General features: G+C 70.8%; 18 protein-coding genes. 5 read left to right on the top strand and 13 right to left on the bottom strand.

The annotated features are described in order from the left end of the window. Window positions 1–127 precede the first annotated feature (127 nt). Window positions 128–1,312 (top strand): DNA integrity scanning diadenylate cyclase DisA, encoded by a 1,185-nt coding sequence (gene disA / locus FHU34_RS03230; protein WP_145778622.1) that lies wholly within the window; start codon window positions 128–130, stop codon window positions 1,310–1,312. A gap of 46 nt (window positions 1,313–1,358) precedes the next feature. Here disA and FHU34_RS03225 read toward each other — a convergent pair whose 3' ends face one another. The 3 genes from FHU34_RS03225 to FHU34_RS03215 form a co-directional block, all read right to left on the bottom strand. Then, entirely contained in the window at window positions 1,359–2,078 is a 720-nt protein-coding gene (locus FHU34_RS03225; RefSeq protein ID WP_145778621.1) for a hypothetical protein, read from the bottom strand. A gap of 118 nt (window positions 2,079–2,196) precedes the next feature. Beyond that, a complete protein-coding gene (locus FHU34_RS03220) occupies window positions 2,197–2,769 on the bottom strand; it encodes a peptide deformylase (protein WP_145778620.1) in 573 nt (190 codons plus the stop codon). Beyond that, entirely contained in the window at window positions 2,766–3,278 is a 513-nt protein-coding gene (locus tag FHU34_RS03215) for a glycine cleavage system transcriptional repressor (RefSeq protein ID WP_145778619.1), read from the bottom strand. Before FHU34_RS03215 ends, FHU34_RS03220 begins: the two co-directional genes overlap by 4 nt. Window positions 3,279–3,374: 96 nt before the next feature. Between FHU34_RS03215 and FHU34_RS03210 the strand changes: the two genes are divergently transcribed. Beyond that, window positions 3,375–4,286 (top strand): HhH-GPD family protein, encoded by a 912-nt coding sequence (locus FHU34_RS03210; RefSeq protein ID WP_145778618.1) that lies wholly within the window; start codon window positions 3,375–3,377, stop codon window positions 4,284–4,286. A gap of 515 nt (window positions 4,287–4,801) precedes the next feature. On the opposite strand, the gene FHU34_RS03205 is transcribed toward FHU34_RS03210, so the two are convergent. The 3 genes from FHU34_RS03205 to lysS all read right to left on the bottom strand — a co-directional run bounded on the left by FHU34_RS03205 (window position 4,802) and on the right by lysS (window position 9,828). After that, window positions 4,802–7,345, bottom strand: a complete 2,544-nt coding sequence (locus tag FHU34_RS03205; RefSeq protein ID WP_145778617.1) for an ATP-dependent Clp protease ATP-binding subunit — start codon at window positions 7,343–7,345, stop codon at window positions 4,802–4,804. A 517-nt stretch (window positions 7,346–7,862) separates the two neighbouring features. Then, a complete protein-coding gene (locus tag FHU34_RS03200) occupies window positions 7,863–8,207 on the bottom strand; it encodes a histone-like nucleoid-structuring protein Lsr2 (RefSeq protein ID WP_145778616.1) in 345 nt (114 codons plus the stop codon). Between the two features lie 112 nt (window positions 8,208–8,319). After that, on the bottom strand, window positions 8,320–9,828 hold the full coding sequence (gene lysS / locus FHU34_RS03195) for a lysine--tRNA ligase (RefSeq protein WP_145778615.1): 1,509 nt from the start codon (window positions 9,826–9,828) through the stop codon (window positions 8,320–8,322). 90 nt (window positions 9,829–9,918) lie between these two features. Between lysS and FHU34_RS03190 the strand changes: the two genes are divergently transcribed. Then, window positions 9,919–10,659: a class I SAM-dependent methyltransferase gene (locus tag FHU34_RS03190; RefSeq protein WP_145778614.1), complete on the top strand. Its 741-nt coding sequence runs from the start codon at window positions 9,919–9,921 to the stop codon at window positions 10,657–10,659. A gap of 74 nt (window positions 10,660–10,733) precedes the next feature. Here the strand turns inward: FHU34_RS03190 and FHU34_RS03185 are convergent, their stop codons facing one another. From FHU34_RS03185 to FHU34_RS03155, 7 genes are all read right to left on the bottom strand, one after another. Next, on the bottom strand, window positions 10,734–11,492 hold the full coding sequence (locus FHU34_RS03185; protein WP_145778613.1) for a type III pantothenate kinase: 759 nt from the start codon (window positions 11,490–11,492) through the stop codon (window positions 10,734–10,736). 17 nt (window positions 11,493–11,509) lie between these two features. Then, on the bottom strand, window positions 11,510–12,406 hold the full coding sequence (gene nadC, locus FHU34_RS03180; RefSeq protein ID WP_145778612.1) for a carboxylating nicotinate-nucleotide diphosphorylase: 897 nt from the start codon (window positions 12,404–12,406) through the stop codon (window positions 11,510–11,512). Then, entirely contained in the window at window positions 12,403–14,097 is a 1,695-nt protein-coding gene (locus FHU34_RS03175) for an L-aspartate oxidase (protein ID WP_145778611.1), read from the bottom strand. Before FHU34_RS03175 ends, nadC begins: the two co-directional genes overlap by 4 nt. A 108-nt stretch (window positions 14,098–14,205) precedes the next feature. Next, on the bottom strand, window positions 14,206–15,102 hold the full coding sequence (locus tag FHU34_RS03170) for a septum formation family protein (RefSeq protein ID WP_145778610.1): 897 nt from the start codon (window positions 15,100–15,102) through the stop codon (window positions 14,206–14,208). Window positions 15,103–15,197: 95 nt separating this feature from the next. After that, entirely contained in the window at window positions 15,198–15,626 is a 429-nt protein-coding gene (gene panD / locus FHU34_RS03165; protein ID WP_145778609.1) for an aspartate 1-decarboxylase, read from the bottom strand. Between the two features lie 44 nt (window positions 15,627–15,670). Further along, entirely contained in the window at window positions 15,671–16,519 is an 849-nt protein-coding gene (gene panC / locus FHU34_RS03160; protein ID WP_145778608.1) for a pantoate--beta-alanine ligase, read from the bottom strand. Beyond that, window positions 16,516–17,490 (bottom strand): Rossmann-like and DUF2520 domain-containing protein, encoded by a 975-nt coding sequence (locus tag FHU34_RS03155; protein ID WP_145778607.1) that lies wholly within the window; start codon window positions 17,488–17,490, stop codon window positions 16,516–16,518. The genes panC and FHU34_RS03155 overlap by 4 nt, the downstream gene beginning before the upstream one ends. 221 nt (window positions 17,491–17,711) lie before the next feature. Here FHU34_RS03155 and FHU34_RS03150 point away from each other — a divergent pair, with 221 nt between their 5' ends. Both FHU34_RS03150 and FHU34_RS03145 read left to right on the top strand, forming a co-directional pair. Next, window positions 17,712–18,944: an SAM-dependent methyltransferase gene (locus tag FHU34_RS03150; protein ID WP_145778606.1), complete on the top strand. Its 1,233-nt coding sequence runs from the start codon at window positions 17,712–17,714 to the stop codon at window positions 18,942–18,944. Further along, entirely contained in the window at window positions 18,941–20,128 is a 1,188-nt protein-coding gene (locus FHU34_RS03145; protein WP_208641139.1) for an NADH-quinone oxidoreductase subunit D, read from the top strand. The genes FHU34_RS03150 and FHU34_RS03145 overlap by 4 nt, the downstream gene beginning before the upstream one ends. The last annotated feature ends 11 nt before the right edge of the window (window positions 20,129–20,139 follow it).

Raw genomic sequence — 20,139 nt, 5'->3', positions numbered from 1 at the left:
CGTGCCGACGCGGGCGGCCATACCGGACAGCACGTCGCAAGAGGGAAACCGGTTGGAAGGGCCGCATCGTGACACATCACAGTAACCACGACAGCACCCACCGCACGGCAGTCCGTAGACTGTGCCCGTGCCGATCGACCGCGATACCACCAAGCCAGCCGGCGCGCCGCCCCAGGCCCGCACCGGCGCCGTGGGCTCGCCCGCCCGCCCGATCAGCGTGAGCGTGACCGCAGGCGCCGCCGGGAGTGCTGGGGACCCGTTGCGGGCCAACCTTGCCCTGATGGCCCCGGGCACGGCGTTGCGCGACGGTTTGGAGCGCATCCTGCGGGGTCGCACCGGTGCGCTGATCGTGCTCGGCTACGACAAGGTCGTCGAGGGTCTGTGCACCGGCGGCTTCCCGCTGGACGTGGAGTTCTCCGCGACCCGGGTCCGCGAGCTGTGCAAGATGGACGGCGCCGTCGTGCTCTCCAGCGACGGCACCCGGATCGTCCGGGCAGCCGTCCACCTGATGCCCGACCCGTCCATCCCGACGGAAGAGTCCGGCACCCGGCACCGCACCGCTGAGCGGGTGGCCCGGCAGACCGGTTACCCGGTCATCTCGGTCAGCCAGTCCATGCGGATCATCAGCCTCTACGTCAACGGCCAGCGGCATGTGCTGGACGACTCGGCGGCCATCCTCTCCCGCGCCAACCAGGCGCTCGCCACCCTGGAGCGTTACAAGCTCCGCCTGGACGAGGTCTCCGGCACGCTCTCCGCACTGGAGATCGAGGATCTGGTCACCGTCCGGGACGCCGTGGCCGTGGTGCAGCGCCTGGAGATGGTTCGCCGGATCGCCGACGAGATCGCCGGTTACGTGGTCGAGCTGGGCACCGACGGCCGTCTACTCGCCCTCCAACTCGACGAGCTGATGGCCGGCGTGGACGCCGACCGGACGCTTGTCATCCGGGACTACCTCCCGGTCGGCCGCAAGTCGCGCACGCTGGACGAGGCACTGGTCGAGCTGGACCTGCTCGGCGCCACCGAGTTGATCGACCTGGTGTCGGTGGCGAAGGCGATCGGCTACCCGGCCGCCTCCGACGCGCTCGACGCAGCGGTCAGCCCGCGCGGCTTCCGACTGCTGGCCAAGGTGCCCCGACTGCCGGTGGCGGTGGTCGACCGCCTGGTGGTGCACTTTGGCAGCCTCCAGCGGCTCCTGGGCGCGACGGTGGAGGACCTGCAGGCCGTCGAGGGGGTTGGCGACGCCCGGGCCCGAGGCGTCCGTGAGGGGCTGTCGCGGCTCGCCGAGGCATCCATCCTGGAACGCTACGTCTGACCCGGTAACGCCACCTGTGGCCCGGCGACGCTGCGTCTGACCCGGGTCAGCCGGTGACGGTGAGCTTCGCGGGTGAGCTGAGTTTCGTGCCCACCCGGGCGAACACCTGGTACGACCCGGCGGGCGGGAACGGCCCGGCTGCCAGCCCGCTGCCGTCGCACCGGCTGGTGTCCCGGCCGTTCCAGGCCACCTGGTAGGAGCGCTCGAAGTTCGGTGTGAAGGACTGCACGTCCGCACCCTGCGCCTTGCCGCAGGTGTCCGACGACCAGATCTTCTCCGCACCGGACTTGACGAAGATCTCCTGCGCCTCGGCACCGACGTTCCGGCTGCACGTCCGGTCCGACGTGTTCTTGATCTTGAGTTGCAGGTCGACCAGCGCCCCCCGCTGGACGGAGGTCGGGCTCGCCACCGAGACGACGCTGATCTCGTCGTTGGTGCAGGTGCCGTCGTCTTCCGAGCCGGCCGCCGCGCCCAGCGCAGGGTCGTTGCTGGTGATCGCCGGGCTCGGGCTCGTCGGACCCGAATCAGCGGATGTGGACGGCGACGGAGCCCCGGTCTGCGGTGTCAACACCGGCCCGTTGGGATCAGACGTCGCGGAGGACGTCGCCGACGGCGAACCCCCCGCCTTCGGATCCTGACCGCCGGAACGACCCGACTGGGTGCACGAATAAAGCAGGACAATCAGGAAGAGAAGCCCCGCTCCGAGTACGACGACGCGACGCCGCCAGTACACGGCGGGTGGCAGGGGGCCGACCGTCAGACGCATGATGCCCCCCACCGTAGTCGCGCTCCACCCACCAGCACTGTGCGACGCGCCGGAGCCGCCCCCGAGCGCACGTACGAACCTCCACTGAGGACGGATGGGCGGACCGTCCGGCAGCCGATCAGAGGTAGACCTTCCGCTGGTAGACGGCGTGCGCACCCGCAACCCGATCAAGGAAGAGCAGGCCCGCACAGTGGTCGATCTCGTGCTGCAACGCCCGGGCCTCGAACCCGTCGGTCACCAACCGGACCTGCTCACCCGTGCCCGGTAGATCGCCCTCCACCACCAGCCGACTGGCCCGCTTCACGTCCCCGGTCAGGTCCGGCACCGACATGCATCCCTCCCGGCCCGGCTTCCAACGAGTCGCCTCGACCACGCGGGCATTGCAGAGCACGAACGTGCCATGCACCGTGACCGCCTTCGGGTGCCCCGTCACGTCGACAGCGAACACGCGAGCACCCACACCGATCTGCGGAGCGGCCAACCCGACGCAGCCCGGCGACACCCGCATCGTCGCCACCAGGTCGGCCGCGAGCTGAACCGTCTCCTTCGCTGTCGGATCGACCTCCTCGGCGGCCCGACTCAGCACCGGGTGTGGGGCCGACACCACCGGCCGCACCTCACCCGGCACGACCAACGACTCGGGTGTCCACCCGCCCAGACCGTCATCCGGGACGCTCTCGCCGCCGGTCACAACAGATCCGGGTCCGCCGGCCGGAGCGTGACCTCCACGCCCAACTCACCAGCCGTCCGGTGCAGCCGGTCGACGAGCGTGTCGGCCACACCGGCCGGCAACTCCACCTCGGCCAGCACCACGTAGAGCGAACCAGCCAACCGCGTACTCAGGTCCGTGACGTTTCCACCGGCGTCGACGAGCACCCGCGTCATCGCCGCGACGATGCCCATCCGGTCCGAACCGTGCACCGCCATCACGTACGGCTCACCCGCCGGAGGCACGTCGCCGTCCGGCGTGACCGCGCGTACCGTCGCCAACAGCTGACCCTCGGCGGCCAGCGGCGCCAACGCGACCTCGACCTCGTCCGCGCCCGGCCCGGTGCAGATGAGGGTCATCGCGAAATGCCCCCGCAGCCGCGTCATCGTGCTGTCGGTGAGGTTGGCGCCCAGTCCGGCCAGCACCTCGGCGACGTCGGCCACGATGCCCGGCCGGTCCCGACCGATGACGGTGATCGCGAGCTCGTTCATCCGCGCATTCTCTCCGATCCGACGAGCGCCGTCGTGGCACCCCGCCCGAGCCGCCCATCCAGCGGGATCGCGGAGCGTGACATCATCGACGACGCCATGACTCAACCCGATTTCGCCACAGTGGTCAGCCGATGGTTCCAGCAGCACGCCCGCAAGCTGCCGTGGCGTGAACCCGACGTCACCCCGTGGGCCATCCTGGTCAGCGAGGTCATGCTCCAGCAGACGCCCGTCGTCCGAGTCGTACCAGCCTGGCAGGCGTGGCTGGCCCGCTGGCCGGACCCGGCAGCGCTGGCGGCCGACACCCAGGCCGAGGCGATCCGGATGTGGGGACGCCTCGGCTACCCCCGTCGGGCGGTCCGGCTGCGGGACTGCGCCGTCGCCATCGTGGACCGGCACGGCGGCCAGGTACCGGACCGGTTGGAGCAACTGCTGGCACTGCCCGGCATCGGCACGTACACGGCGCGGGCGGTGGCCGCATTCGCGTACGGGCAGCGGCACCCGGTGGTCGACACCAACGTGCGCCGTGTGGTCAGCCGAGCGGTGGCCGGCGAGCCGGACGCCGGACCCGTCACCCGACCCGCCGACCTGGTCGCCACCGAAGAACTCCTACCGGAGGAACCGGCCGCGGCGGCACTCGCCAGCGCCGCTTTCATGGAGCTGGGCGCGGTCATCTGCACGGCCCGGTCACCGCGCTGCACGGCCTGCCCGGTCGAATCGATCTGCGCGTGGCGGGCCTCCGGCCAGGAGGCACCGGCCGGGCCAACCCGCCGACCCCAGCGGTACGCGGGCACCGACCGACAGGTACGTGGCCTGCTCCTGGGGGTGCTGCGGGAGTCCACCGGGCCCGTCCCGCACCAACGGTTGGACCAGGTCTGGACCGACGATGTCCAGCGCGCCCGCGCCCTCGCCGGCCTGGTTCAGGACGGACTCGTCGAAGCAGCAGGCAGCGACAGCTTCCGCCTCGTCGGCGACGGTCCGTCCCACCCCACCGCCGACCTCACCACCTGAGACGCCGCACCCCGCGCCGCCCAGGCTGGCCCGCCACCCCTGCCACCTGCCGGGCCCGGCTCTGCGCAGCCCTGCGCGGCGCGGCGCCGGGCCCAAGATCGTGCTCGATCCTGGATGTAGTGGTCTCGCCCGCGCCGAAGGCCACTACATCCAGGTTGTTGCGTGATCTTGCGGTCGCAAGCGTCCACAGGACACCAAAGCCACCCGCGACCTCGCCCCCCGCCCCTCCATCGCCACCACTCCGCCCGCAACATCAGGGAAGTTGCTGCCTCCGGACGCCGTGAGCCAGCACTATCCCTAATGTTGCGGAGATCTTGCGGGCGCGGCAGGGCGGCGCAGCAGGCCACAGTGTGCCCGGCGGTTCGGGGCGGTCGGGCCAGACCGAGCGAGCCGAGGCGAGCGCGGAGGGCGGGCGGGCCGAGGGGACGGGGCGGGCGTGAGCTGCGCGAACAGCGAAAAAGGCGGGGCCCCGGTGGCTCATGCCACCGGGGCCCCGCCCCTTGCTGCTGGTCGTGCTACTCGTCGGCGCCCGCTGCTGCGGTGCCGGCGGCGGTGCCACCGAGGTCGGCCGGAACAGCGTCCGGAACCTCGACCGGCTTCTCCGCACCCCGGAAGACGAGCTTGGACTTGTCGATGTCGTTCGGGTCGCCCTCGCAGTCCACCACGACGATCTGACCCGGGGTCAGCTCGTTGAACAGGATCCGCTCGGAGAGGTTGTCCTCGATGTCGCGCTGGATCGTGCGACGAAGCGGACGGGCACCGAGCACCGGGTCGAAGCCCTTCGCCGCCAGGTACTTCTTGGCGTTGTCGGTCAGCTCCAGACCCATGTCCTTGTTGCGCAGCTGGCCCTCGATCCGCTGGATCATGATGTCCACGATCGAGAGGATCTCGGTCTGGCGCAGCTGGTGGAAGACGATGGTGTCGTCGATCCGGTTGAGGAACTCAGGCCGGAAGTGCTGCTTGAGCTCGTCGTTGACCTTCTGCTTCATCCGGTCGTAGTTCGACTCGGAGTCCTCCGAGGCCTGGAAGCCCAGCGACACCGCCTTGGCGACGTCACGGGTGCCCAGGTTGGTGGTCAGGATGATGACCGTGTTCTTGAAGTCCACGATCCGACCCTGACCGTCGGTGAGCCGACCGTCTTCGAGGATCTGCAGGAGCGTGTTGAACACGTCCGGGTGGGCCTTCTCGATCTCGTCGAAGAGGACCACCGAGAACGGCCGACGCCGCACCTTCTCGGTCAGCTGCCCGCCCTCGTCGTAGCCGACGTAGCCGGGAGGGGCACCCACGAGCCGGGAGACCGTGTAGCGGTCGTGGAACTCGGACATGTCCAGCTGGATGAGGGCATCCTCGCTGCCGAAGAGGAACTCGGCGAGCGCCTTGGACAGCTCGGTCTTACCGACACCGGACGGGCCGGCGAAGATGAACGAGCCCGACGGGCGCTTCGGGTCCTTCAGGCCGGCCCGGGTACGCCGGATCGCCTTCGAGACCGCCTTGACCGCGTCCTCCTGGCCGATGACGCGCTTGTGCAGCTCGTCCTCCATGCGCAGCAGGCGCGAGGTCTCCTCCTCGGTCAGCTTGTAGACCGGGATGCCGGTCCAGTTGCCGAGCACCTCGGCGATCTGCTCGTCGTCGACCTCGCTGACGACGTCCAGGTCACCGGCCTTCCACTCCTTCTCCCGCTGAGCCTTCTGACCGAGGAGCTGCTTCTCCTTGTCACGCAGCTGGGCGGCGCGCTCGAAGTCCTGAGCGTCGATCGCGGACTCCTTGTCGCGACGCACCTGGGCGATGCGCTCGTCGAAGTCACGCAGGTCTGGCGGCGCGGTCATCCGACGGATCCGCATCCGGGCGCCGGCCTCGTCGATCAGGTCGATCGCCTTGTCCGGCAGGAAGCGGTCGGAGATGTACCGGTCGGCCAGAGTTGCGGCAGCCACCAGGGCTGCGTCCGTGATCGAGACGCGGTGGTGCGCCTCGTAGCGGTCGCGCAGGCCCTTGAGGATCTCGATGGTGTGCGCCAGCGAGGGCTCACCCACCTGGATCGGCTGGAAGCGGCGCTCGAGAGCGGCGTCCTTCTCCAGGTGCTTGCGGTATTCGTCGAGGGTGGTGGCACCGATGGTCTGCAGCTCACCACGAGCCAGCATCGGCTTGAGGATGCTGGCGGCGTCGATCGCGCCCTCGGCGGCACCCGCACCCACCAGGGTGTGGATCTCGTCGATGAACAGGATGATGTCGCCGCGGGTGCGGATCTCCTTGAGCACCTTCTTGAGGCGCTCCTCGAAGTCACCGCGGTAGCGGGAGCCGGCGACCAGCGCACCCAGGTCGAGCGTGTAGAGCTGCTTGTCCTTCAGAGTCTCGGGCACCTCGCCCTTGATGATCTTCTGGGACAGCCCCTCCACCACTGCCGTCTTACCGACGCCGGGCTCACCGATCAGGACCGGGTTGTTCTTGGTACGGCGGGAGAGCACCTGCATGACCCGCTCGATTTCCTTCTCGCGCCCGATGACCGGGTCGAGCTTGCCCTCGCGGGCGGCCTGGGTCAGGTTGCGGCCGAACTGGTCCAGCACCAGGCTGGTCGACGGCGCGGCCTCACCCGGCGCGGCACCCGCGGCAGCAGGCTCCTTGCCCTGGTAGCCGGAGAGCAGCTGGATCACCTGCTGGCGGACCCGGTTGAGGTCGGCGCCGAGCTTGACCAGCACCTGGGCGGCGACGCCCTCGCCCTCACGGATCAGCCCGAGCAGGATGTGCTCGGTGCCGATGTAGTTGTGGCCGAGCTGCAGCGCCTCGCGCAGCGACAGCTCCAGCACCTTCTTGGCCCGCGGCGTGAACGGGATGTGCCCGCTCGGCGCCTGCTGGCCCTGGCCGATGATCTCCTCGACCTGCTGGCGGACGCCCTCCAGGGAGATGCCGAGGCTCTCCAGGGCCTTTGCCGCGACGCCTTCACCTTCGTGGATCAGGCCCAGCAGGATGTGTTCCGTACCGATGTAGTTGTGGTTGAGCATCCGGGCCTCTTCTTGGGCCAGGACGACAACCCGTCGCGCTCGGTCGGTGAACCGCTCGAACATGCCCTCGTGCTCCTCACGTGCCGTGCGCCTTGATGGTCAAGATCTTGGCGGGGCCGGTGCACGAACGTCCGGGACGGGCGTCCGTGCCTCCTTACTCTATCGTCGCCGACCGACTCAGCTGAGGTCGTGTGTCTCTGCTCTGGGTCGGTTCCACGTCGTTTTGGACAACCGTCCGCGCTCAGGAGGTGTTCCGGTAGTCCTGTCGCTACGCGCAGAGCGAAATCCGACTGGCGTGACAGGAGCCCGATCCGGCCTCCGAAGGCGCTGTGGAAGCGCTCCGAGGGGGCTCGGAGGGGCGGCCAGGGGTCGCGACAAACGCCGCGCCCGGCCCCGAGGAAGGTTGTCCACAGGTTGTGGATAGCTGCTCCACTGGTTGTGGACAACGCCGCCGGGTGGCGAATGCTTCCCGGGTTCCGGCCGGACCTCGGTCGGATACGGCGACGCCGGCCCGGAGAGGTGCTCCGGCCCGGCGTCGGTGTCGCCTGCGGTGGCTGCTCGCCACCTGGTTGCTGACTGATCAGCGCTTGGCGTGGTACTCGTCGACGATCTCCTGGGGGATACGACCCCGGTCCGAGATGTCCTTGCCGGACTTCTTGGCCCACTCCCGGATCGCCTTGTTCTGCTCCCGATCGGCGGTCGCGCCACCCCGACCGCGGGCGGCACGCCCACCGATCACGACGCCACCACGGCCGACCTTGGTGCCGGCACCCACGTACGAGGCAAAAGCGTCGCGCAATTTAGCGGCGTTGGCCTTCGACAGGTCGATCTCGTACTGAACGCCGTCGAGGGCGAACTTGACGGTCTCGTCAGCGTCCCCGCCGTCCAGGTCATCGACCAGCTTGTGAATGATCTGCTTGGCCACGTCCCACATTCCTTTCGAGCAGGGTGCTCCTGCTTAACGAGAGCACAATAACCCGTAAGCCGCTTCCGGCGTCAATAGGATGCCGTTACGGCTCGGCGCGAGCCGGGCGAGACTACTCGGGGCGGACCAACGGGAAGAGGATCGTTTCCCGAATTCCCAGCCCGGTCAGGGCCATCAACAGGCGGTCGATTCCCATTCCCATACCGCCGGCCGGCGGCATTCCATACTCCATCGCCCGAAGAAAGTCCTCGTCGAGACGCATCGCCTCGTCGTCGCCGCGGGCCGCCAGCTGCGCCTGGGCCACCAGCCGCTCGCGCTGCACGACCGGGTCGACCAGCTCTGAGTACCCGGTGCCCAGCTCGAAACCGAGCACATAGAGGTCCCACTTCTCGGCCAGACCCGGCTCGCTGCGGTGCGCTCGGGTGAGCGGGCTGGTCTCCTCCGGGTAGTCCCGCACGAAGGTGGGCGCCTCAAGGCTGGGCACGACCAGTTCCTCGAACAGTTCCTCGGCCAGCTTGCCCGGCCCCCACTTCGGGTCGACGGCCAATCCCACCTTGTCCGCGTACTCGACCAGACGGGTCCGGTCGGTGCGGACCGTGACCTCCTCGCCGAGCGCTTCGGAAAGCACACCGAACAGCGTCACGGATCGCCACTCGCCGCCCAGGTCGAACTCCCGCCCGTCGGCGTGGGTCACCACCATCGAACCGCTCACCGCGATCGCCGCCTGTTGCACGAGATTACGGGTCAGCTCGCCGATCGTGTCGTAGTCCCCGTACGCCTGGTACGTCTCCAGCATCGCGAACTCCGGCGAGTGCGAAGAGTCGACACCCTCATTACGGAAGTTGCGGTTGATCTCGAAGACGCGGTCGACGCCACCAACGACGGCGCGCTTGAGAAACAGTTCCGGCGCGATTCGAAGATACAGATCGGTGTTCAACGCATTGCTGTGGGTCACGAACGGGCGGGCCGTCGCGCCACCATGAAGCAGTTGCAACATCGGCGTTTCCACCTCGATGAAGCCCTGCCCGTGCAGTGAATCGCGCAGACTGCGTACGGCGGCCGCCCGGGTACGGACCATCTCCCGTGCCTGCGGCCGGACGATCAGGTCGACGTAACGCTGCCGGACGCGGGCCTCCTCGGAGAGCGGCTTGTGGGCCACTGGCAGCGGGCGCAGCGCCTTGGCGGTCATCTCCCACTGTTGGGCCAGCACCGACAGCTCACCGCGGCGGCTGGTGATCACCTCACCGGTGACGCCGACGTGGTCACCGAGGTCGACCAGGCGCTTCCACGCCTCCAGCCGCTCCGGCCCGACCCGGTCCAGGGAAAGCATCGCCTGCAGCTCGGTGCCGTCGCCGTCCCGAAGGGTCGCGAAGCAGAGCTTGCCGGTGTTGCGCACGAAGATCACCCGACCGGTGACAGCGACCTGGTCACCGGTCGCGGTGTCGGTCGGCAGGTCGGCGTAGCGCTCCCGGACCTGCGCCAGGGTGGTCGTGCGGGAGAAACCGACCGGGTAGGGCTCGATGCCGTCGGCGAGCATCCGGTCCCGCTTCTCCCGGCGGACCTTCATCTGCTCGGGAAGGTCGTCGGCGGGGTCCACTGGCACGGCGTTCTGCTCGCTCACGGCACGCTTCCTCAACGAAGGATTGTCGGCGGGGTCAGGCCCGAGCGTACTCAAGCCCTCATCGGGTCGTTAACGGATAACCTGCGCGGCATGGCGGATCACACTCAGGCCCTCTCGTTCGGCGCGGCGGCAGCCGAGTACGACCGGTTCCGCCCCCGTTACCCGGATCGGGCCGTGCGGTGGGCGCTGGATGGGTTGGGCAGTGCCGCGCGTGTCGTCGACCTGGGCGCGGGCACCGGCATCCTCACCCGCGGGGTGCTCGCCCTGGGCCACGAGGTGACCCCCGTGGAACCGGACCCCGACATGCGTGCCCAGCTGGCGACCGCCACCCCGGGGCTCACGGCACTGGCCGGCGGCGCGGAGTCGCTGCCGCTGCCCGACGGAGGCGCGGACGCGGTGGTGGTGGGGCAGGCGTACCACTGGTTCGACCGGGAGTTGGCGCACGCCGAGATCGCCCGGGTGCTGCGGCCCGGTGGGACGTTCGCCCCGATCTGGAACATTCGGGACGAGCGGGTCAGCTGGGTCGCCGAGCTGGGCCGGATCGCGCACCTGGGGGACAACGCGGGCAACGTGATCGAGAAGTACCCCGACTTCGGCCCGGCGTTCGAGCCGATCGAGCTGGGCGAGTTTTCCCACCACACCACGCTCACGCCGGACGACATCGTGGCGATGCTGCACACCCGCTCGTACTGGCTCACCGCCGCGACGGAACGGCGGGCGACGGTCGACCGGGAGCTGCGGGAGCTGCTGGCCACCCACCCCGACCTGGCCGGCAGGGAGACCGTCGAGCTGCCGTACCGCACGATCGTCCTGCGGGCCCGGCGGCACTGACCGGGCCCGGCGGCACTGACCGGGCCTCGCGACGCGGACAGCCCGCGCGGCCACCGACGCCGGCTACGGCCGGGTCACCTGTTGCGTTCGTAGACCATCCGCAGGCCGATCAACGTGATCATCGGTTCGTGGTGGGTGATGCTGCGGCATTCGTTGATCACCAGGGAGGCGAGGCCGCCGGTGGCGATCACCGCCCGCACCTCGCCCAACTCCTCGGTCATCCGCTCGACGATCCGGTCCACCTGGCCGGCGAAGCCGAAGTACAGGCCGGCCTGGAGGCATTCCACGGTGTTCTTGCCGATCACCGACCGGGGCTTGGTGGCCTCGACCTTGCGCAGCTGCGCGGCCCGGGCGGCCAACGCGTCGAACGAGATCTCGATGCCCGGGGCGAACGCGCCACCGAGGAACTCACCGCGCTCGCTGATCACGTCGAAGTTGGTGGTGGTGCCGAAGTCCACAACGATCGACGGCCCGCCGTAGAGGGTGTACGCGGCCAGGGTGTTCACCACCCGGTCGGCGCCCACCTCCTTCGGGTTGTCGATCGCCAACTGCACACCGGTGCGCACACCGGGCTCGACCACGACGCTCGGCAGGTCGGCGTAGTAGCGGCTCAGCATGGTGCGCAGCGACCGCAGCGCCGCCGGCACCGTGGAGCAGGCAGCCACCCCGGTGATCTCGACGTTGTCCCCGGCGAGGAGGCCCCGGAACATCAGGCCCAGCTCGTCCGCCGTCGAGCGGGCATCGGTCTTGATCCGCCAGGAGTGCACCAGCTTGTCGCCGTCGAAGGTCGCCAGCACGGTGTTGGTGTTTCCGATGTCGATGCAGAGCAGCACCCACGCAGCCTAGACAACTACTCGATACGCAGGTCCAGCGCGATGTCCAGGATCGGCGACGAGTGGGTCAGGGCGCCCACCGAGAGGAAGTCGACGCCGGTCGCGGCGTACCGACCCGCCACCTCCAGGGTCAGCCCGCCGGTCGCCTCCAACTCAGCCCGGTCACCCACCGCCGTGACCGTCTCGGCCAACACCTCGGGCGTCATGTTGTCGCAGAGCAGGAAGTCCGCACCGGCCTCCACGGCCTCCACCGCCTCGTCGACAGTGGTCACCTCGACCTGCACCGGCACCTCCGGGAACGCCTCCCGGACGCGCCGGAAGGCAGCCGTGATGCTCCCTGCCGCCAGCTTGTGGTTGTCCTTGATCATGGCGACGTCGTAGAGGCCCATCCGCTTGTTGGTGCCCCCACCGGCCCGTACCGCGTACTTCTCCAACGCCCGCAGACCCGGCGTCGTCTTACGGGTGTCCAGGACCATCGCCTTCGTGCCGGCCAGGGCGTCCGCCCAGGCGCGGGTGTGCGTCGCCACCCCGGACATCCGGCAGAGCAGGTTGAGCGCCGTCCGCTCGGCGGTCAGCAGCAACCGGGTCGGGCCGGTCACCGTCGCCAGCACCGCGCCGCGGGCCACCCGCTCGCCGTCCCGGGCCAGCACCGACACCTCGACGGTACGACCGAAGCCTGTCACCTCGCCCACCAGCTCGAACACGGCTGCGGCCACGGCCATCCCGGCCAGCACCCCGTCCGCGCGGGCCACCAGATCGGCGGTGTCGGTCTGTTCCGCCCCGATGGTGGCCACGCTGGTGACGTCGAGGAAGTCCGGACCCAGATCCTCGACCAGCGCGGTCTCGATCACCTGCCGCACCTGGGCCGGGTCCAGACCGGCCGCACGCAACGCCACCCGAGTCGACTCGATCATGACTTCCCCTCCCATTGCTGCGTTACCCGGCCCTGCGCCCCGACCGACCCGACCAGGTGGCCCAGCCACCGCTCGTCGGCCGTCGGGAAGTCCTCCCGCCAGTGGCAACCCCGCGTCTCACCGCGTGCGTACGCGGCACCCACGAGCGTCGACGCCACGGTGAGCAGGTTCGTCGCCTCCCAGTCGGCGGTCCGCGGCCGGCCCCGGGCGGCGCCCAGCTCGGTGAGCGTTCCGGCCGTCCCGGCCAGCGTCGTCGCGGACCGGAGCACCCCGGCACCCCGGGTCATCGACCGTTGCAGGGTCGGCGTCACCTCGGCGGGCAGCACCCAACCCGCGCCGCCACGCCAGGCACCGGTGTCGGCCGGCTGCACCTGCTCGGGCAGGCCGGCCGCGATGTCCTCGGCGATCCGTCGGGAGAAGACCAGGCCCTCCAGCAGGGAGTTGCTGGCCAGCCGGTTCGCGCCGTGCACGCCCGTGCAGGCCACCTCGCCGCACGCGTACAGGCCGGGGATGGAGGTGCGACCCCGCAGGTCGGTGCGGACACCGCCGGAGGCGTAGTGGGCGGCGGGTGCCACCGGGATCAGGTCGGTCGCCGGGTCCACGCCGATCGCCAGGCACGACGCCACGATCGTGGGGAACCGTCCGGCCAGGAAGTCCCCGCCCAGGTGCCGCGCGTCGAGGAAGACGTGGTCCGCGCCGGACGCCAGCAGCACCCGGTGGATGCCCTTGGCCACCACGTCCCGGGGTGCCAGTTCGGCCAACTCGTGCTGACCGACCATGAACCGCTTGCCGTCGGAGTCCACCAGGTACGCGCCCTCGCCCCGCAGCGCCTCCGAGACCAACGGTTGCTGCGCGTGCCCGGCACCGGGTACCCCCTCGCCGGACGGGGTGATCAGGGCTGTCGGGTGGAACTGGACGAACTCCAGGTCGGTCACCGCCGCGCCGGCCCGCAGCGCCAGCGCCACCCCGTCCCCGGTGGAGACCGCCGGGTTGGTGGTGGCCGAGAAGATCTGCCCCATCCCCCCGGTGGCGAGCACCACCGCCCGGGCCAGCAACGCCCCGACGCCGTCCTCGCTGCCCTCGCCGAGCACGTGCACTGTGATCCCGCAGGCCGGGCCGAGCCCGTCCGGGCCGTCCCCGGGCGCGCGCAGCAGGTCCAGCACCAGGGCGTGCTCGAACAACCGGATCCACGGGTCGCGCTGCACCGCGGCGTGCAGAGCCCGCTGCACCTCCGCGCCCGTCGCGTCCCCGCCCGCGTGCACGATCCGGTCCGCCCGGTGCCCGCCCTCACGGGTCAGCATCAGGGAGCCGTCCGGATGACGATCGAACTCGGCGCCGATGCGGATCAACTCGCGCAGCCGGGTGGGGCCCTCCTCGACCAGCACCCGGACCGCCGCCGGGTCGCAGAGCCCGACCCCGGCGATCTCGGTGTCCCGGGCATGCGCCTCCGGAGTGTCCGTCGGGTCCAGCACGGCGGCGATGCCGCCCTGCGCCCACCTGGTCGAACCGTCGTCGATGTTGACCTTGGTGACCACCGTGACGTGCAGGCCCGCCTCGCGCAGGTGCAGCGCCGCTGTCAGCCCGGCAACCCCGGAACCCACCACGATCACGTCGGTGGTCTCCACCCAGCCGGGAGCAGGCGCGGCCAGCAACGTGGGCAGGGCCGGCAGGTCGACGGTCGGAACGTCCATCCTCCCAGTCAACCCGAACGATCCTCGCCCGGGGCGGCGGGGGCGGGACGAGTGTTTTCGGCTACCCCGTCCGCCGCCGTCCGCGTCGCGCCGGCCGGGGGCTCACTGTCACTTCGTCCGGACCGGAAGGCCGGCCGGGCCCGCGCCCTTCAGCGAGGCGGTCACCGTACGGTTGCTGAGCCACAGGTAGCAGCGCACGCCCCGGTCACCGACCTTCCATCGCCCCGCACCCGGTGGACGGACCACCACACCACTGCGAAAGCGCAGGTCGGCGTCGTCCGGCACGCCCACGTACCGACTGAGGGCGCTGCGGCACCCGGTGTAGAGGGGCGCCCAGTCGGAGTCCCGGGTCGGGTATGGCACGTCCGGCGCACGCCACACCCCGACGAACTCGGCGTCGTGCTGTCGGGCGCACTCCACCGGCACCAGCGTCTGCACACTCCGGCCGGCCGCCACCCGGGTCTGCTGGCAACCGAGCCGCAGCCCGGAGGGCCCCTTCAACGCGTCGCGCAGGCTGCCGGACCGGACCACCACTGTGGCCCCCGCCTCGGTGGTGGTCAACTCGGTCAGGTCGCACCGGAACCAGCGGGAACCCGCACCCCAGCCCGGGCCGGACGGCAGCGCCACGGACAGCCGCAGCCGACCCGCCCGCCAGTCGTCGCCCACGTAGCCGGTCGCCCGGGTGTCGCACTCGGCGAACGCGCCCCGCAACTCGGCCGACCCGCTTGCCGGGGCGCTCGCCCGCTCGACGGGAAACGCCCCCACGTGCACGGTCTCCAGTCGGTGCGGACCGGCGCAGTCCACCGGCTCGTAGCTGGCCAGGGTGACCACCTCGGTGAAGTCGGCGGCCTGGCACACACCGGCGGACGGGGTGAACGCCGACGGTGGCGGCAGCGCCGCCCAGTCGTCGGTCAGGTCACCGTCCAGGCCACCGGAGCCGGCGCAGCCAACCAGCAACAACGCTGCCCCGGCAGCGACGATCACTGTCGTCATGGCACGGCGCATCGCGGCCTCCCCCAGCCACCGACCGGCTTACGCCAGTACCCCAGGGTAACCGCTAATGACCTTCTGGTGACAGACCGGAATCGCCTCGCAGGGGATCAGACAGCGGACACGGCCAGTGGGCTCGGCACCGGGTCACCGACCATGCCGGGTGCCACCACAGCCGCGTCCGCGCCCAACTCGATCACCCGGTTGTCGGCGTCCACGTGCACCACCCGTGGGCGGTACGACCGGGCCTCGGCATCGTCCATCTGCCCGTACGAGATGAGGATGACCAGGTCACCGGGGTGCACGAGATGCGCGGCGGCACCGTTGATGCCGATCACGCCGCTGCCCCGCTCGCCCGGGATCACGTACGTCTCCAGCCGGGCGCCGTTGGTGATGTCCACGATCGCCACCTGCTCGCCGGGGAGCAGGTCGGCGGCGTCGAGCAGATCCTCGTCCACTGTCACGGAACCGACGTAGTGCAGGTCGGCCTGGGTCACCGTGGCGCGGTGGATCTTCGACTTGAGCATGGTCCGCAACATCGGGGTGGCCTTTCACAAAGTTGGTGGAGGTCGGTGCGGCCGCGTCAGGGGCGCGGGGCGAGGTGGACGGCCGCGTTGTCGATCAACCGGGTGGCACCCACCCAGGCGGCGATCACCAGCCGGGCCGGCCCGGACACCGGCCCCGGCTCCAGCTCGGGGTCGGTGAGCACCAGGTAGTCGAGGCGGGCGCAGGGCGTACCGGCACCGAACGCGGCGTGCGCGGCGGTCAGCACCGCGCCCGCGTCACAGCCGTCGTCGGCGGCCCGCGCACCAGCCCGCAACGCGGCGGACAGGCTCAGCGCGGCGGCCCGCTCCGGCTCGCTCAGGTAGCGGTTACGGCTCGACAACGCCAGCCCGTCCGGCTCCCGGACGGTCGGCACGCCGACCACCTCCACCGGCACGTCCAGGTCCCGGGTCATCCGCCGGACCAGGGTCAGCTGCTGGTAGTCCTTCTCGCCGAAGAACGCCAGGTCCGGCCGGGTGAGCTGGAGCAGCTTCAACACCACTGTGAGTACGCCGTGGAAGAAGCCGGGGCGACTCGCGCCCTCCAACTCCGCGCCGAGCGGGCCCGGATCGAGGCGTACGCGGGGCTGGCCGTCCGGATACATGTCGGCTACCGCCGGGGCGAAGACCAGGTCGGCCCCCGCCCGGCGGCACACCTCCAGATCAGCGTCGAGGGTGCGCGGGTACCTGTCGAAGTCCTCGTTCGGCCCGAACTGCAACGGGTTCACGAAGATCGTCACCAGCACGTGGTCGGCCTGTTCCCGGGCCGCGCGCAGCAACGTCTCGTGCCCGGAGTGCAGCGCGCCCATGGTCATCACCACCCCGACCGTGCCCTTCAGGGCGGCCCGGGCCTCGGCCAACTCGGCGCGCGTGTGCACGACGTGCGTCATGCGGTCACCTCCCGACTCCGGTCGGCCAGGACGCCGAGCAGCGACTGCGCGTCGACCGGCCGCAGCCGTCCGGCAGCGATCGCCCGGTCGGCGGTACGCCGGGCCAACGCCAGGTACGCGGGAACGGACTCCGGGGCGGTGGCGGCCAGCCGGGCCAGGTGCCGCTCGACGGTGCCGGCGTCGCCCCGGGAGACCGGCCCGGTCAGGGCGTCGTCGCCCAGTCGCAGGGCGTTCTCCAGGGCGGCCCGCAGCAGCGGGGCGAGCACCTTCTCCGGCCGGTCCACCCCGGCGTCGCGCAGCCGGTCGGTCGCCTCGTTCACCAGGGTCACCAGGTGGTTCGCGCCGTGGGCCAGCGCGGCGTGGTACAGCGGGCGGTCCGACTCGGCCACCCACTCGGGCACGCCGCCCAGGTCGGCCACCAGTCGGGCGGCCAGTGGGCGCAGCTGGGCATGGGCGGTCACCCCGTACGAGATGCCGGCCAGCCGGGCCAGGTCGTCCGGCGTACCGGTGAAGGTCATCGCGGGGTGCAGGGCGAGCGGTTGGGCGCCCACCTCGGTGGCCGGCGCCAGCACGGCGAGGCCGTGCGCGCCGGAGGTGTGCGCGACCACCTGGCCGGGGCGCAACGCACCTCGCTCGGCGAGGTCGGCCACCACGGCGGCCAACGCGTCGTCCGGCACCGCGATCAGCAGCAGGTCGGCGGCAGCGTGCGCCACGGCGGCGACCGGGCGGCGTGGCACCTCGGGCAGTAGCAGTGCCAGCCGGGCACGGCTCGCTCCGGAGCCGCCCGCGACGGCGACCACCCGGTGCCCGGCGGCGGCGAGTGCGGCACCCAGGACGGCTCCGACCCGACCGGCTCCGATGACACCGACGGTCAGCAGGCGGGGGGCGACGGGGGCGCCGAGAACGGCGCGATCCCGCGATGCGGCGGGCCCGTGCGGGGCGGCCGGACGCGGGCGCAACGGTGCGCTCATGACGACGATCCAGTCCTCGAGAAGGGGTACCGGTCGATCGCAAGTATGCGCCCGGCCCGCCGAACCAGGACAAGCATGTGTGAAAACCTTCACCACCGAAATAAGGGTCCCCTGCGCCATCTTGATCAGGTGATGAAAAATAGGGGCCGGGATCCGTTTCGACCTGCTTTTCATCACCTGATCACCGCGCACCCCTCTGCACCCTGGACTCGGAGTTGACGATGCCGCTCGCCTGGCGGGACGCGATGAGCCGGGCCCTCTACGGGCCAGACGGTTTCTTCGTCACCGGCACCGGGCCGGCCGACCACTTCCGAACCAGCGTGCACGCCTCCCCAGCCTTCGCCAGCGCGCTGCTTCGCCTGATTGTCGAGGTGGACACCGCCCTCGGACACCCCTACCGACTCGACGTGGTCGACGTGGGCGCTGGGCGTGGAGAGCTGCTCCGTGCTCTCGTCGGGCTCGCGGTGGGGGTTTCCGGGGAGCCCGCCCACTCCGGGCGGTCAGGCTTGATCCCTCCGTGGTCGGGCTCCCCGGAAACCCTGACTCCCACGGCCGCCGCACGTCCGTCACTCGCCGAACGTGTGCACTTCACAGCCGTCGAGTACGCACCCCGCCCCGAAAACCTGCCAGCAGAGATCAACTGGACCGATGAGATCCCCGAGGGCATCACCGGACTGTTGATCGCCACCGAGTGGCTGGACAACGTCCCCCTCGACGTGGCCGTCCACACCGAAGACGGCTGGCGGTACGTGCTGGTCGACCCCACCAGTGGCACGGAGACGGTAGGCGATCTGGTCAGCCCCGCCGACCATCACTGGCTGACCACTTGGTGGCCCCACCCCACGAGCCAGCCTGACACGGACCCTGATCCGACCTCGCCTGACGCGACAAGCGCAAGCGCAAGCGAGTCAGGTTTCGGGGCAGCCCGGCCGGCGCAGGGATCAAGCCTGACCGCCCGGAGCCGGCCGGGCTGCCCCGAAACCCCCCACAGCAACCGCGCCGAAATAGGGAGGACCCGGGACGAGGCCTGGGCCACCGCGGTCCAGAAGATCGAGCGGGGCCTGGCGGTGGCCGTCGACTACGGGCACCTGCGGGAGAGCCGGCCGGTCGACGGGACGTTGACCGGGTACCGGGCTGGGCGGCAGGTGCCTCCGGTTCCGGACGGGTCGGCTGACGTGACAGCGCACGTGGCCGTGGACTCGGTCGCCTCCGCCGGCGCGGAGGTCGCCCGGTGTGCGTACTCCCTGGTCTCGCAGTCCGAGGCGCTGCGGGCGCTCGGGGCCGACGGCGGCCGACCGCCGCTCAGCCTGGCCGGCAGTGACCCGGCGGGGTACGTGCGGGCGCTGGCCGCGGCGTCGGCGGTGGCCGAGCTGACCGATCCGGCCGGGCTCGGCGGGCACTGGTGGCTGCGCCAACCGGTCGGCATCCCGCTCGGCCCGGCCGTGGCACGATGACGGGCATGACCACCGACGCCGGGGACCTTCGCGAACTGACCGTCGGCACCGGGGCCGGCCTGGTCGCCGGCACCGGCGACCAGCAGCTCGGCACCGACATGGTGCTGAACATCGGCCCGCAGCACCCCTCGACGCACGGTGTGCTGCGGCTGAAGCTGGTGCTCGACGGCGAGCGGGTGGTCGCCTGCGAACCAATCGTCGGCTACATGCACCGGGGCGCGGAGAAGCTGTTCGAGGTACGCGACTACCGGCAGATCATCGTCTTGGCCAACCGGCACGACTGGCTCTCGGCGTTCTCCAACGAGCTGGGTGTGGTGCTCGCTGTGGAACGCCTGATGGGCATGGAGGTGCCGGAGCGGGCCACCTGGCTGCGGATGGCCCTCGCGGAGCTGAACCGGGTGCTCAACCACCTGATGTTCCTCGGTTCGTACCCGTTGGAGATCGGGGCGATCACGCCGATCTTCTACGCCTTCCGGGAGCGGGAGACCATCCAGGCGGTGATGGAGGAGGTCTCCGGCGGCCGGATCCACTACATGTTCAACCGGGTGGGGGGCCTCAAGGAGGAGGTGCCCTACGGCTGGACCGGTCGGGCCCGCGCGGCGATCGGTGAGGTACGACGGCGGCTGCCCGACCTGGACCACCTGATCCGCCGCAACGAGATCTTCCTGGCCCGGACCGTGGGCGTGGGCGTGCTGTCCGCCGCGGACGCCGCCGCGTTCGGGGCGTCCGGGCCGGTGGCCCGCGCCTCCGGGCTCGACCTGGACCTGCGCCGCGACGACCCCTACCTGGCGTACGACGAGCTGGACGTGCCGGTGGTCACCCGCACCGCCGGGGACTGCCACGCCCGCTTCGAGGTGCTGCTCGACCAGGTGTACGCGTCACTGGACCTCGCCGAGCAGTGTCTCGACCGGGTGGACCAGCTGACCGGGCCGATCAACACCCGACTGCCGAAGGTGCTCAAGGCGCCGGAGGGGCACACGTACGCCTGGACGGAGAACCCGCTCGGCATCAACGGCTACTACCTGGTGTCCCGGGGTGAGAAGACACCGTGGCGGTTGAAGCTGCGCACCGCCTCGTACGCGAACGTGCAGGCGTTGGCCACCCTGCTCCCCGGCTGCCTGGTCCCGGATCTGATCGCGATTCTCGGCTCGATGTTCTTCGTCGTCGGGGACATCGACAAGTGACCCGGAGGGTC

The organism is Micromonospora taraxaci (assembly GCF_007830095.1).
Taxonomy (GTDB): Bacteria; Actinomycetota; Actinomycetes; order Mycobacteriales; family Micromonosporaceae; genus Micromonospora; species Micromonospora taraxaci.
The sequence above is the reverse complement of the archived record's forward strand: the minus strand, read 5'-3'. Positions and strand labels throughout refer to the sequence as shown.